This is a genomic window from Bartonella sp. OC68QHHN (assembly GCF_042193875.1).
GTDB lineage: Bacteria > Pseudomonadota > Alphaproteobacteria > Rhizobiales > Rhizobiaceae > Bartonella > Bartonella grahamii_A.
The window spans coordinates 121684-134698 of the sequence record NZ_JBHIME010000017.1 but is presented as its reverse complement, the minus strand read 5'-3'; the positions used below and the strand labels follow the sequence as shown (position 1 = coordinate 134698).

At 35.2% G+C, this 13015-nt stretch carries 13 protein-coding genes and 4 pseudogenes; 5 read left to right on the top strand and 12 right to left on the bottom strand.

The genetic code is table 11. The features are described 5' to 3' along the window. Window positions 1-1465 precede the first annotated feature (1465 nt). The 3 genes from ACFIJ0_RS01790 (at window position 1466) to ACFIJ0_RS01780 (ending at window position 3800) form a co-directional block, all read left to right on the top strand. The gene (locus ACFIJ0_RS01790) at window positions 1466-2299 is read left to right on the top strand and encodes a hypothetical protein (protein WP_375623709.1); all 834 of its coding nucleotides are present in this window, start codon (window positions 1466-1468) and stop codon (window positions 2297-2299) included. Between the two features lie 82 nt (window positions 2300-2381). After that, window positions 2382-2930, top strand: a complete 549-nt coding sequence (locus ACFIJ0_RS01785) for a hypothetical protein (RefSeq protein WP_375623711.1) — start codon at window positions 2382-2384, stop codon at window positions 2928-2930. A gap of 90 nt (window positions 2931-3020) precedes the next feature. After that, window positions 3021-3800: a hypothetical protein gene (locus ACFIJ0_RS01780; RefSeq protein WP_375644068.1), complete on the top strand. Its 780-nt coding sequence runs from the start codon at window positions 3021-3023 to the stop codon at window positions 3798-3800. A gap of 1734 nt (window positions 3801-5534) precedes the next feature. Here ACFIJ0_RS01780 and ACFIJ0_RS01775 read toward each other — a convergent pair. Then, window positions 5535-5723, bottom strand: a pseudogene (locus tag ACFIJ0_RS01775) (hypothetical protein); the annotation flags it as partial. Window positions 5724-5927: 204 nt separating this feature from the next. On the opposite strand from ACFIJ0_RS01775, the gene ACFIJ0_RS01770 reads away from it, so the two are divergent. Then, window positions 5928-6551, top strand: coding sequence for a hypothetical protein (locus tag ACFIJ0_RS01770; RefSeq protein ID WP_375623515.1), 624 nt, complete (start codon window positions 5928-5930; stop codon window positions 6549-6551). A gap of 13 nt (window positions 6552-6564) precedes the next feature. Here ACFIJ0_RS01770 and ACFIJ0_RS01765 read toward each other — a convergent pair whose 3' ends face one another. From ACFIJ0_RS01765 to ACFIJ0_RS01745, 5 genes and pseudogenes are all read right to left on the bottom strand, one after another. Beyond that, window positions 6565-7092, bottom strand: a complete 528-nt coding sequence (locus tag ACFIJ0_RS01765) for a hypothetical protein (RefSeq protein WP_375623513.1) — start codon at window positions 7090-7092, stop codon at window positions 6565-6567. Beyond that, window positions 7079-7420, bottom strand: a complete 342-nt coding sequence (locus ACFIJ0_RS01760) for a hypothetical protein (protein ID WP_375623511.1) — start codon at window positions 7418-7420, stop codon at window positions 7079-7081. The genes ACFIJ0_RS01765 and ACFIJ0_RS01760 overlap by 14 nt, the downstream gene beginning before the upstream one ends. Before the next feature lie 14 nt (window positions 7421-7434). Beyond that, entirely contained in the window at window positions 7435-7875 is a 441-nt protein-coding gene (gene ssb, locus ACFIJ0_RS01755) for a single-stranded DNA-binding protein (RefSeq protein ID WP_375623509.1), read from the bottom strand. A gap of 292 nt (window positions 7876-8167) precedes the next feature. Next, window positions 8168-8858: pseudogene (locus ACFIJ0_RS01750) on the bottom strand (hypothetical protein). A 72-nt stretch (window positions 8859-8930) separates the two neighbouring features. Next, window positions 8931-9448, bottom strand: a pseudogene (locus ACFIJ0_RS01745) (Rha family transcriptional regulator). A gap of 13 nt (window positions 9449-9461) precedes the next feature. On the opposite strand from ACFIJ0_RS01745, the gene ACFIJ0_RS01740 reads away from it, so the two are divergent. Beyond that, window positions 9462-9605 carry a hypothetical protein gene (locus ACFIJ0_RS01740; protein ID WP_375623507.1) on the top strand — a complete coding sequence of 48 codons (144 nt, stop codon included), beginning with the start codon at window positions 9462-9464 and terminating at the stop codon, window positions 9603-9605. A 187-nt stretch (window positions 9606-9792) separates the two neighbouring features. On the opposite strand, the gene ACFIJ0_RS01735 is transcribed toward ACFIJ0_RS01740, so the two are convergent. The 6 genes and pseudogenes from ACFIJ0_RS01735 to ACFIJ0_RS01710 form a co-directional block, all read right to left on the bottom strand. Beyond that, the gene (locus ACFIJ0_RS01735) at window positions 9793-10308 is read right to left on the bottom strand and encodes a hypothetical protein (protein WP_375623505.1); all 516 of its coding nucleotides are present in this window, start codon (window positions 10306-10308) and stop codon (window positions 9793-9795) included. Further along, the gene (locus ACFIJ0_RS01730) at window positions 10295-10624 is read right to left on the bottom strand and encodes a hypothetical protein (protein ID WP_375623503.1); all 330 of its coding nucleotides are present in this window, start codon (window positions 10622-10624) and stop codon (window positions 10295-10297) included. The genes ACFIJ0_RS01735 and ACFIJ0_RS01730 overlap by 14 nt, the downstream gene beginning before the upstream one ends. Window positions 10625-10821: 197 nt before the next feature. Continuing rightward, window positions 10822-11268, bottom strand: a complete 447-nt coding sequence (locus ACFIJ0_RS01725) for a hypothetical protein (protein WP_375623501.1) — start codon at window positions 11266-11268, stop codon at window positions 10822-10824. Beyond that, window positions 11228-12297: pseudogene (locus ACFIJ0_RS01720) on the bottom strand (hypothetical protein). Before ACFIJ0_RS01720 ends, ACFIJ0_RS01725 begins: the two are co-directional and overlap by 41 nt. Then, entirely contained in the window at window positions 12287-12760 is a 474-nt protein-coding gene (locus ACFIJ0_RS01715) for a crossover junction endodeoxyribonuclease RuvC (protein WP_375644066.1), read from the bottom strand. The pseudogene ACFIJ0_RS01720 and the gene ACFIJ0_RS01715 overlap by 11 nt, the downstream one beginning before the upstream one ends. A 45-nt stretch (window positions 12761-12805) precedes the next feature. Continuing rightward, window positions 12806-13012 (bottom strand): hypothetical protein, encoded by a 207-nt coding sequence (locus tag ACFIJ0_RS01710; protein WP_375623497.1) that lies wholly within the window; start codon window positions 13010-13012, stop codon window positions 12806-12808. Window positions 13013-13015: the final 3 nt, after the last annotated feature.

The window sequence follows — 13015 nt, the reverse complement described above, 5'->3', positions numbered from 1 at the left end:
TGATAAAAAGAGTGGCATTGTTAATGATGCCAATCGCTATGCTGTTGAAACCGTTGGCAACCCTGCTTATCCATTAGAGTTGTTTCAAAGGGTTATCACTGTAAGTTTGGAAACAATGAAAATCGTGAAAAAACTACCAAAATTAGAAATGAGAGAATCTGAATAACTTATAAAGCATACTCACATGATGACCTCACAAGGGGTATAGAGCTTATAACCATTAATCTATACCTCTTTTATTAAGTTGCTTACCTACCATCTTAAAAGGAATAATTTATATGCGTTATTCTAAAAAGAAAAAACTTGCACTCTTAGATACTCTTATTTGGATTGCTTTAAAACTTTTAAGAAACCCCATCTTAAAGTGAATACGCTTCTTTTACATTGCCTTTAAGAGGTTATACCGTAATCTAAAATGAGTGCTTTGTGCTTTTCAAAAGCTTTGTTTAAAGAGAGTTATATATATTCATTTTGCTTATAGGTTTTGAAGGTATAAAAATTGTCAAAACCCCTACAAAACGTATATTATTGATTGAATTTAGAGGTTGTATTATCAATATAGATTGTTTTTAAAAGATCTGTAAAACATTAACCTATTGAAATATAATGTTTTTAATTTTCTCTCATTTTAAAAAATAATATAGGCTCTAAAAAGAACTGACAAGACTGACACGGTCTATTAAAAAGGATTTTTCTCATCTCTATAATTGTCAGTTTCTATTGAGATGTTTTCATAAAAAGCAGTAAATCATAATTATCATATATTCTATTTATCATTTCTCTTATGAAAATGGAAAATGATGCCATGGCTATAAAGAACATAACAGCCATAGAGAATGCGTGAAAAAAGCAGGCTTTCATAATCACATGCAAATGAAGGCATGATTATAAAGACAGTCCCTATAAAAAGCTGTTAAGTTGCAAATGTGTTATTAAAAGAAATTAACAGAAATCTTAAAAACCATTTAGTAAAAAAATTGATAGGTTATAAAACTAAAAATACGTATGATGAGAGCATTTTTAAATATTATAAATGTATAGATTCAGAAAATAACGCAATCGTTTCATAAAGCCTATAATATATCTTTAAAAGCACATAAATATAAAATAAGCAATTAATAAGCATAAGTTATTATCAATACATAACGTATTTAAAAAATACGAAAAAATATCAAAAAGATAAAATATTATTTGACAATAAATACGTATTTTGTTATATAACTAATCAAGTACTGAAAACACTTAATAACTAGCGGGTAGGTTACGATACGACCTCTCCCATGTCTTTTAAATACTGACTTTCTTTTATGCTTTTGTTAGTATATGAGAGCTTTGTCGGGTGTGGTCATACCATACAATACTCTTTTATGAGAAAAGTGTGACGACGGACTAGTTACCGTGTTTTCAACGCCCGGCGCTCTTATAGAGTGTCAATTGAAAACTTTAAATAACTAGGATTAATAAAATGAATTCTATCTCAAAAACCCCCCCCGTTATCTCTAATATTGCAAATGAAACCGCGCCTGTTAATCAACAAGAGCCTGCAAAAAAATACGAATTTACCAATGAAAAATTCACTTTTGATGGTCTTACTTTACACCGTATACGTGCTCTAAGAGATTTTGATGATATTAAGGCGGGGGACCTCGGCGGTTTTATTGAAAATGAAAGTAACTTATCCCATGATGGCAATTGCTGGGTCTATGATAATGCCGCAGTTCTTTTCAATGCAACTGTTTATGAAAATGCTAAAATCTATAATGATGCTAAAATCTTTAGAGGTGCCAAGGTGTATGGCAATGCTATCGTTAATGGCAAGGCATTGGTTTTTGATACAACCGCTCATATTTATGATAATGCAAAAATTCATGATAACGCTAAGATCTGTGGGCATGTTTATGGTTATGCCGTAATTAGTGATAATGCTACTATTTCTAATGGTGCCAAGGTTTATGACAATGCCCGTGTCTATGAAAGTGCCTATGTTTGTGGCTATATTTTTGGCAATGCCCATGTGTATGGCAAGTCACGCATTTATGTCTGGGCGCGCGTTTATGATAATGCCCATGTTTTTTGTAATGCCTGGATTAAGGATTATTCAAGTATCTATGGTCATGCCAAGGTTTCTGGATCGGCTCGTGTTGGTTGCTTTGTAAGAATTTATGATCATGCCAAGGTCTATGGCAAATCAAATATTGATCATCATGTGCAAATTTATGGCAATGCTGTTGTCAATAGCCGTGCAAAAATTCGTAATGATATCTGTGATGATAATCAGTCACTAAAAGACGCTGCTTAAATAACGCGTGGGCGCGGCGGGGGCGCCCTCCTTTAAACATCTCATTTAAAAATTTAAATCTCTTTATAAAGGAATTGTGCTCATGCAAAGGAAATTTGCACTCACAAATGAAACGCGTGTATTTGGTAAACATGTTCTCTACCGTATTAAAGCATTAAAAGATTTTGCTGATATCAAAGAAGGTACCTTAGGCGGCTTTATTGAAAAGGAAGATAACCTCTCTCATGATGGCAATTGCTGGGTGTATGATGAGGCTTTTGTGTTTAAAAATGGTCACGTTTATGAAAATGCAAGGGTTTTTGGCAAGGCTGTCACTTGTGGTCATATCTATGGTCATGCGTGGGTTTATGACAATGCTATCGTTGCTGGCTATGTCTATAATAATGCCCATGTTTATGGCAATGCCGTTATTTCTGATAATTCCCATGTCTATGGTAATGCGCGTGTTTATGGCAAGGCTATTATTTATGATAATGCCTATGTTTATGAAAATGCCAATATTCATGGAATTGCTGTTATTCGTGAAAATGTCGGCGGGTCTACTAAAATAAAAACCTATACTGAACGTCTCTCTCCTTATGGTGAATTAGAGATTGTCTATGTCTCTCCAAAAATAAAGCAGCATAAATAAACGCGTGGGCGCCGCGGGGGCGCCTCTCTTTCAAATTTTCCATTCCAAATTTTATCAAACGTTTATCACATTAGATTGTGAGGGGCTTCTATGTGCAAAAAATACGAATTAACCAGTGAAATCAAAAAAATCAAACATGCTCTTACTCGAAATATTATAAACCTTTATCGCATTAAAGCTTTAAAAGATTTTGATGATGTAAAGGCGGGATCCTTAGGCGGCTTTATTGAAAAGGAAGTTAACCTATCCCATGATGGTAATTGCTGGGTGTATGATGAGGCTTGTGTCTACGGTCATGCAAGAATGTATGAAAATGCAAAAATACGCCATTTTTCTCAAGTCTGTGGTCAAGTTTATGGCAATGCTGAAGTCTATGGAAAAGCTTTTATCTCTCAATATGCAAAAGTTTATGACCATGCTTTTGTCTATGGCAATGCTCATGTTTATGGCAATATTTATGGTAATGCTCATGTGAATGGTAGTGCCCGCATTCTTGCTGATGCTCATATTTATGACCATGCGCATATTTCTTATAATGCTTGGGTTTATAATTATGCAAGGGTTTATGGGCATGCTCAGGTTTCTGGCTCTGTCTGTGTTTACAGCCATGCCAAGATTTATAATCATGCTATTGTCAAAGGTCATGCTAAAATTTATGGCAAGGTTTATGGCAATGTTATTGTGAGTGGCTATGCTGAGGTTTATGGCTCTGTTTATGGCAATGCCAAGGTTTCCTATCATGCCAAGGTCTGGGGTAAAGCCTATGGCAATGCAAAATTAAACAGTCAAAGTAAAGTAAGTGTCGTTCCCAAAAAATGTGAGGTTTATGAAAACTATAATATTATCAATATAACTGATAAAACAGAATAAAAAGAGACATGGGGGCGTGCCTTCTTTATGGTTATAAACGCATATAAGATGCATTGCTATAAACATATCATAAAAGAGAGAGTAACATAAAAAAGCCGTGTCAAATGATATGACGCGGCTTTCAAATAGCGATTATAATGATAAAAAATAATCATCCACAATGGAGTAATGAATGCATATATACAAAACGTATCATATTGCAAGTTCTCTATTATCTTTATGAAAACTTATCAAAAGGAATGTAAATGTGCGTATGATCTTTAATCACTCATTTGAATGAGAGAGCCTATAAACGCTTGTTATGGCTATCAAACCTATCAAACAAATCAAAACGCTCGGTAGCTTTAACAATCCAATCAAAAGCAAATGCATATTAAGTGAATGTCTTGTAAAAACGTTCTTTTTAGCTTGCAAGCATTGGTTTTTCAAAGCAGCTTTTCATAAGATAAATAAACAAACGCTTTTATAAAATGTAAGGTTTTTAAATTTTTTCTGCTGTGAAATCTAGATCTTCGTTTTTCATAAATGAAACGTTCTTAAGAGCAAATGATAACTAAGTTATAACTGTGATAAAAAAAGTTTTAACGTTTCTTATAAAGATCTCATTTTATGTTTCAAACGTTTAAACGTGCATTTAAAGAGGTTCTCAGAAGCGTATTTGTACTTTTCATTAAAACCTAATTTCTTTAAAAATTAGCCGGTTCATTTTGGGGGCGTTATCTTAGAATAGAGCATTCTTAAATATTACAGCTTTTGACTCAAAATTGAGTAAAAACCCATACCTTATGATGTTACAATGGTTTTGAAGTTTGTTTGCTTATCTTTGTCTTAATAGCTGCCCCCAAATTTGGAAAGAGCTCTTTTGGTTTCGTATTTTTAAACTATAACTTTTAAAACGTTTTTAGTACCAAATCTAAAGTAGATAGTAATTCTACTGCCATGGCATTATTTGCTTCCATTTTTTTGTGGAAGCGAATAGTTCCGTTCTTAAAGACTAGCCTGCAATCTATTCATTAAAAGGCTTTTCATTTCATAAGATATAGCATTTTGAATTTCATGACCTTTATTTCCTACCTCGGTAAAAAAATACCGTGGTTATAAAATCAATCTTGTCTTTAAATCCTTTGTGCAATCTTTATGAATTAAACCTATAAGCTTATGACTGCTTCAAACTGTTAATTTCTTTAATGCCATTTTAAAGGTTTTTCCCAATTTTGAGAAAAATTATATGATCTCTATTTTCTATAAATGCGTATCTTTTGATACAATTTATCTTATAACAGTTTCAAACGATTACCCTCTTATAGAATGATCTAATATTGCTATAACACTCTTTAGATTTTGCGCTCGCCAATTTTGGCGAACGTTAATTTGTTATTTTATGCGATAAACAATCCAATCTTTAAAACAAGATGTGATCTTTAAACGTAAGCGATTTATGTTATCGATGATTTCAAACGACTAAATTTTTAAACAATGCGATTTCTGCTGTGATAAAAACGTATCATAAGATTTATGAACTGTTATGAATGATAACTGCTTTTCATTTCATTTGAACGTTTACATGCGTTATAATATTTACATCATGATTTGCTTTTTATGGTCTATTCATACATGGCAATTGTTTATAAAAAATGGTCAAATGAATCACGTATAAAAGTGTGGATTCTTAAGTGGATTCATATAAAATAATTACACACAACCTATTGACTTTATTGTTTTTTTATGATAAAATCTTTCCAAATAAGAGATCAAACCATCATCACCATATTTCTTACCAGCGCGCTCTGCTGCCTTAAGCACTGCCTCTTTCAAAATACGTGTCGTTTTATTTGGCACGCCTTTTACCCGTCCTTGACCTGCCTTTGGTGGTATACGCTTTTTAATCGGTTGTGGAGCCTGCTGTGTATTTTCTGATGTCATAAAATACGCCCTCCAGATAATAAAAAACCCTGCATTTGCGGGGATTTTGAACTGTACATTTCCCTCTCTAGACACAATACGCCTAAGTACAGTAATGTCATTAAATACGATTTGCTACACTTTGTCAACACAAAAATAACACATATTGATATTTTTAAAACGAATCGGTTAAACAGCGCTTATAATAATTAGGGATTCAAAACGATGAAATCATTATCCATAACACGCTTCATAACATTTATAGCTTTCTTTTCTATATCAGCGCTACCTGCATCAGCGTCATTTGGATTTATAGACAAATTGACGCGTATGTTTACAAGTGTAGATACTATGGAGAAGTATAATAAACTTTACAACAAATACGTAAGTGAATCATATATTGGCTCTATGCATTCTGAAAAGATACGCAGAGCAGAAAAATTTTCACTCAGCATGGGCAGAGAATATGCATTTTTTGAACAGGAAGATATATTGTATCGTCACCTATCGGTTCTTGGTTGTGCATCCCTTATGAGTTTATTGCGGGATGATTATAATAAGATGATGTCGCAAATGGATCTACCCAATGTAATAAAGCGTTTACGCGATGAATATGATTGGAGTGAAGAAGATTTTATGTGGGCATACGACGTGGTCAATGATAACAAAGATCCAATGATTTATTATGCAAAAAAACTTATTATGACTATAGATAAGAGTTACGATTTCAGAAAAGAACAAGTAAATAACATAGTATCTCAAATGAAAGAAAATGATCATAAAGGGTTAAAGCAACCCAGTGAACATTGCAGAAACTTACAAACGATATACAATATAATGAAACCGTAATAGAGATTGTCATTTAACGATCAAAATGTTTCTGAAGAGCATTAAGAGCAACACGTAATGAATTCACAAGATGCGATAGCATTTGATCTTCTATAACAAGATACTGTATTGCGGCGTAAAGATTGTATTGCCTATAAAGGCATTGTGCTTCTTTTATTGCCTCTTGCATATTGAAAAACTGCTCTGTAGCAAATTCTACCCATTTGTCTCTTGCCTTATCATCAGAAGATGATGGCATTTCATCATAAACAGCGCTTGGCAAGCCTTTTGCACAAAGGTAATTATTTCTAATCTGTAAATACTGTTGCGCGGCGTCATATTGCTCTTGAGTAAGCACGCCTTGCAAACAAAGCCGCCCGATATAGGTACCGGAGAGTGGATTTTTTGCCTCCTGTAGCGTTAAACCGAAGCGCTTTGCACGTATCTCTATTGCCAATTTATCAACGGCTTCACGCGGTGCTTTTGCACGTGATATACATCCGTTTGGTTCTCTTACCTGCCCTCCTATTTTAGAGCGTCCCCTCTTTTTATTTCTTTTCACAGATAACCTCAGACACCTGTTTAACGTTTTCCCAAATTTCCTCTGAGTTTGACCGTGTCTCTCCACCCAAAATCACTACAAATAACAGTAACACTACTGATATACCAAGGGCTGGTATTTTTTTCCAATCATCACGATCATCATTTATTATCCATACGCCGACAAGTAACAGCACTCCAATTAGAAAGTCTGCTGATATATCACAGAATGTCTCAATCTTATTATTATGTTGTAATGATTTTATCTCCTGATCTGTAATAGTATAGTTATAAACTGGCTTAGATTTACAGATTGCACTAAAGGTATGGAGCGGCGGCTTATCAGACATTTAAATACCCTCTATTAAAAAGGAACACTGTCATTCATAACGGTATGGGGCGTATCAAGAGGTCTGTAAATGCTTCTGTCATAAGCAGATGATTGCTCTTGATCATCATCATTTTTGCCATCTAAAAGCTTTAACTCGCCTTTGTACTGAGGCAATATGACTTCTGTTACATACCGTTCAACACCGTTTTTATCTTGCCATTTACGAGTTTGTAGTCGCCCCTCGATATAAACTTTGCTGCCTTTATTGAGATACTGGAGAGCTATTTTTGCCAAATGTGGATTAAATACCACAATGGAATGCCATTCGGTTTTGTCTACTTTCTTATTGGTTGCCTTGTCTGTATAGCTCTCAGACGTTGCCATTCGAAAATTGACCACCTCGGAGCCAGATGACATTGTTTTACACTCGGGTTTTGCCCCTAAATGACCAATTAAGATCACTTTATTAAGCATTTGCTTTCTGTCCTTTAATGGAAAATAGTACTTATGATAGTATAACACATTATGGTGTATTTTTACAAACAAAATTTATCATAAACCACTGAATCTAAAGAATGAATCCCTTTTTTATTTTACTTAACAGCTTGCGTTTTGATACGTTTTGTGCAATAAAGAGATGTTCTCTTATATTTCGATTGGTTATTTTAATCGTTTATTTGGATCGCTAGCTGTTTTGATCATAAAAGCCATATCAATTCATTTTGATGCGGCTTTTTTGCTATAAAGCAGCCCCCTGCGCTATTTTCTATGCTGCGTTATTTTCAATAATCTTTACAACGGTATCGTTTTCATAAATTTCACAATCCTCAGGAATCCCATATGCATAATAAAAGTTTTGTTTGACATATGAATAACCATCTCTTTTTAACCTTGCATTGCCATGCACCAAACCTCTAATGGTATGATAACCAGTCACTTTAGCATTACCATAAACAGAGCCGTAGACCTTAGTATACCCTCCCACGCTAGCATTCCCATAAACCTTGCCATAAATTTTTGAAGCGCCACTAACAACAGCATGATCATAAACCACGGCATTGCCATAAATACGAGCACTCCCAGATAGTTTTGCATTGCCATAAACCTGCCCACAAACCCAAGCATTATTAGAAAGATGCGCATTATCATAAACATGAGCATTTACATAAACACGGGTGCGATTACAGACATGAGCATTGCCATAAACAAAACCCATTATAATAGCATTATTAAAAACCTTGGCATTTTCATAAATATGGGCTGGATTTAAAACAAGAGCATTATCATAGACCCAGCAATTACCATCATGAGAGAGGTTGCTTTCATTTTCAATAAAGCCCCCCTAGATCGCCAGCCTTAACATCAGAAAAGTCTTTTAATGCTTTAATGCGATAAAGAGTTTGATTATTAAATACACGCGTTTCATTTGTGAGTGCAATTTTTTTTGCATGGCACAATTCCTTTATAAGAAGATTTAATTTTTAAATGAAATGCTTATAAGGAGGCGCCCCCGCAACGCCGCTGCTGTCTTATGCTGCTTTGACGATAGCGTTTGTTAAGACACGCTTGGCTTCTGTCGTAACCAATTTGTAATGATCAAGCTCTTTTTGTAGATCATTTACATACGATAAACGCGCAGCAATCATTCCCAAAACTTTACCAATTCCCTCAGGAGCTTTTAAACTTTCATAAGAAAATAAATCATTATCTGTAGAGAATAAATCACGATTTTTGATTGGCTTTTTAATTCATAAAAAGCTTTAACAAGCGCCTTTTTAAATGCACGCACCGTATCATTATTGCGCATATATGTCATCAGTAGGGTTGCTTGTGATTCATTAAGGATGGCAACTTCTCTTTTTTGTATTCCACCCTTGGTTTCAAAGGGTAGCATTTCAAATGCGACCCTTCCAAGTTCCTCAAAGTCTTTAATATTTTGACGAATCAACTGTATAACTGTTTTATGCTTATTACCTACACCCTCTGCAATTTTTAAAGAAGTTGTAACAGCAATACCAGCATTGTTGATTGTTACTAAATTGTTCATAGGGAACTCCTACATGTTTAAAGTTTCTATTGACACTCTAAAAGAGTGCCGGGCGCTAGAAACACGGCATGTAGTCCGTCGTTATGCTTTCCCCCATAAGGGTATTTTATGGCATAACCACACCCAACAAAATCGTTATATGCCAATAATAGCATAAAAATAAAGCCAAATTTTGAAGCAGGAAAAGATTGTTTCGTAATCTATTCTCTACATGTTTAGTGTTTCTAGCACTTAATGATTCGTTTAACAAAATTACTTTGTTAATGTCAATGCGTATTTTTATTTTTTTCACTTTTTTCATTTTGATTCTTACATAGTTGAATATCAAGTGCTTTTAAATTTTACTATGGTTTTTTAATGGAGCACTGTAGTGTGTAAATAGATATGTTTATTAAACTGCGTGTATGCAACATAAGAAACAATACACAGACTAAAAAAGAATACCAAAGAGCAATATCTGAGTACCAAAGTACAGTATCCAATGAAAAAGAAAGCTTGTGTTCCACGTACTTAGAAATGGCAAGCAAAGAAACCGTTTCTTTATAACTACTTGGAAAAATTAAAACGACAAGCGCTAAAGTTATTAGCTTTAAGAGTCGGTGCATATACTGTTGTAAATCACGTGTTAATATCTTCCAACCTGTTGTATTGCCGCGTTTGTATTTTGGATTGTTCTGCAATTCAGAAGGAATATGAGAATTGCATAAAATTGCAAAAACAGTTGTGACTATTACCAAAGAAACAGACGCGAATGTCAAAATACTCTGAATAAAGTAAAGATTTTTTTTAATTCCTAAAAAACATAAAAATATAAAAGTTATAATACCAAACAAGGCTCTTAGCTGCTTATCTGTAAACATATTTATTTCCTGCGGTTTTCGATAGTTTTTTGATCTCTTTATTGATCTCGTCTGTAAGAGGTTCGTAATTGAGAACGCTTTTCGGAATACCACCCCCATAAACCCAAGCTTTCACTTGCGCCTTGGTGCTGTAATCAACTCTCTCAGGAATCTCATGATACTGACCACCTTCAAATTCTTCATATTCCCTCATCCCATTTTCGTATTCATACAAGTTGTAAAAATACTCTGCTACCCCTAATCCCCATGGGGTATAACCGACCGCTGTTGCAACAAACTTTTTTTGCATGGGCTGTTTACGTTTTTTTAAGAACATCTGGTTTAATATCCCCTATCTAAATCCATAACTTTACCAATGGGTTTATTTGCCTCAAAATGGACCGTACAGAATCGTTTTTAATTTTAATATGGTTTTTATCATAAAATCTTTAAATCGCTCTGTACGGTACCTTTCTGTAAATTTAAACGCATGTCTATTCTCAAAATCATCAGCAAACTTCACTACTTTGCTGTTTATCCTTCAATGCCCTTTAAAACCTCTTCAAGACTTCTATGAGGCTTTTCAATGCGTTCTGATGGCATCGGTGCCTTTTGATTTGTTCCCTTTTCAGGCTTTTTAAGACTCCTAAGAATGTGCTTTGCATGAAAGCGAATATTGCCTTCAAGCGTCTGACAATAACGATAAAAATCTGCTGTTGAGGGCATAAAGGTCGAATTCAAGCCCTCTGCTTTGCCTTTCAAAGCGTTCTTTGTTGCCTTTTGCAATATCCAGCTGCTTATGCCTTCAAGAGCGTAAAGATACGCAAGCGCTGTCGCTTTTTCATCTGATCCCATGGGGCTCTTAAGTCCATTTGAAAGGACAAGATACGTTGTTTGAATTTCTTCTTCAGTCGCTTTCTTTTCAAGCTTTTGCAACGCATCATGGACTAATGAGGTAATTCTCTCCGCTTCTGCAATCAATGGTTTTTGCCCCGTTTTCCAAAGGAATGGTGGTTCGGTTGTCATCCTCGAATAGAAATTTGTACACACTATCTGAATTTTTGATATTGGACATGTGCTGTGCAACACGATAACTCCATCCACGCTGCTGTGCTGTTGTTTCAGTGCTTGGCTTTCTATAGTTTTTTCCTTTCTGTAAATCTTCAATTGCCTTGCGTACCCAGTTGCGCCATGTTGCTTGCCAATCCGTTTTACGTGCATCCTTGCCTGCTCTAGCATTCCAAAAATCTCGAAACTTTGCGATTTCGACTTTCACACGCTCTGGAGGCAAACCCTCTGCAAGTGCAAAATCGCAATCGGGTTCAAAATCCGCAGGCAATCGACAGCCTCTATCGGTTTTGACCAGCTTGGCTTTCTTAGGAACGCTTTCTTGCTCGTGAATGATTAGTTGGTTTGTTTCTACCGTTTCGATTTGCTCTGATTGGCTTTCAACATCACACTCGATTGGCTCTTCAATCAAATCAGTTGTTTCTAAATCTTCAAAATCAATTTCTTTTTTTAATAAAACGTTAGTTTTATTTTTTTATATATGTTAATGTTAATGTTAATGTTATTGTTAATGGCATTGCATTCGCATTGCGCATCGTATGCGCTCTGCATGCAATCCGCATATGCGTTTTCTTTTATATGATTATTGTCATTTTTACCTTTTGTTTTATGCCATCTAGAATGAGCTGCTTTTGTTGCTGCTTCTGATTTCTCTTTGCTATCATTTAATTCTAATTCAACATCTGGGTTCCACAACCGACCATCTTCTAAACAAATGATATGTCCAGTTTCTAATAAAAGATCTAATGCCTTCTGAAATTTTTTTACTGAGCAGCCAGCCAATAAAGATAACACTTTAAAATTATTCGTAAGCGGCTCTCCTGTGCGAAGCATTTGAAAGCGCAACTTAACATATATGAAACCTTCAAAAGCTGGCAAATATGCAAGATCAAGTAGCCACTTGTCTGCAAAAAGCCTCGTCCATGGTAATTTACTGGACATACCCCAATTCCCTTTCTTTAACTAAATATAAAATTGCTAAAGCATCTGCTTCGTTGTTATCACAAGGCGCGTGCCCTTTTGCACGCACCGCCTTAATCATCTCTTCTTTCGACGCATTCCCCTTGCCTGTCGTCGCTTTCTTAATCGTACTTACTGGTATCCCCTCATACGGTATCTGATGCTGTTCACACCACGCCGTTAACGTTGCTAACAAACCACCGTAAACATGCGCTGCATCTGTACCTTTATGACGCCTCATCTCTTCAAAATACACCGCGTCAATTTGACCTGCTGTCTGCTTTATTTCTGATAGCCATTGTTTAAAACGCAAGTAACGCATTCCTCCGCCTTCAAAACGGCGCGATTGAAAATTCACGGTACCACTGAACATGTCACCGCTCGCACCACGTATCGCCCACCCCGTCTTCGTACCTAGATCAAAGCAAAGGATTGTATGAAGCATCTAAATCACCTGTATTTAATGATTGTTTTTTCTTAGAATGGTGCTTTAAACGACTTCTCTGTACACAGTTTTACTGCAATTCACACAATAAGAAACGTTAGGAAAAGATAATTTTTGGATGAGCTTTTCTTGCTCTTTTATTCTTTCGTCTCTTTCATCTATCTCTTGTCTAAGCTTTTTTGTGATTTTAAAAGCGGTATAAGTCGCATACCAAGCGGCATAACAAGATATAATAAGTGCAACTAAGCTCATCTT

Excerpts from the sequence above, each read along its gene's own strand:
- ACFIJ0_RS01735 (WP_375623505.1), bottom strand. The coding sequence starts at position 10,308 with ATGTTTACAGATAAGCAGCTAAGAGCCTTGTTTGGTATTATAACTTTT.
- ACFIJ0_RS01770 (WP_375623515.1), top strand. The coding sequence starts at position 5,928 with ATGAAATCATTATCCATAACACGCTTCATAACATTTATAGCTTTCTTT.
- ACFIJ0_RS01730 (WP_375623503.1), bottom strand. The coding sequence starts at position 10,624 with ATGTTCTTAAAAAAACGTAAACAGCCCATGCAAAAAAAGTTTGTTGCA.
- ACFIJ0_RS01785 (WP_375623711.1), top strand. The coding sequence starts at position 2,382 with ATGCAAAGGAAATTTGCACTCACAAATGAAACGCGTGTATTTGGTAAA.
- ACFIJ0_RS01740 (WP_375623507.1), top strand. The coding sequence starts at position 9,462 with ATGTTTAAAGTTTCTATTGACACTCTAAAAGAGTGCCGGGCGCTAGAA.
- ssb (WP_375623509.1), bottom strand. The coding sequence starts at position 7,875 with ATGCTTAATAAAGTGATCTTAATTGGTCATTTAGGGGCAAAACCCGAG.
- ACFIJ0_RS01715 (WP_375644066.1), bottom strand. The coding sequence starts at position 12,760 with ATGCTTCATACAATCCTTTGCTTTGATCTAGGTACGAAGACGGGGTGG.
- ACFIJ0_RS01710 (WP_375623497.1), bottom strand. The coding sequence starts at position 13,012 with ATGAGCTTAGTTGCACTTATTATATCTTGTTATGCCGCTTGGTATGCG.
- ACFIJ0_RS01780 (WP_375644068.1), top strand. The coding sequence starts at position 3,021 with ATGTGCAAAAAATACGAATTAACCAGTGAAATCAAAAAAATCAAACAT.
- ACFIJ0_RS01760 (WP_375623511.1), bottom strand. The coding sequence starts at position 7,420 with ATGTCTGATAAGCCGCCGCTCCATACCTTTAGTGCAATCTGTAAATCT.
- ACFIJ0_RS01790 (WP_375623709.1), top strand. The coding sequence starts at position 1,466 with ATGAATTCTATCTCAAAAACCCCCCCCGTTATCTCTAATATTGCAAAT.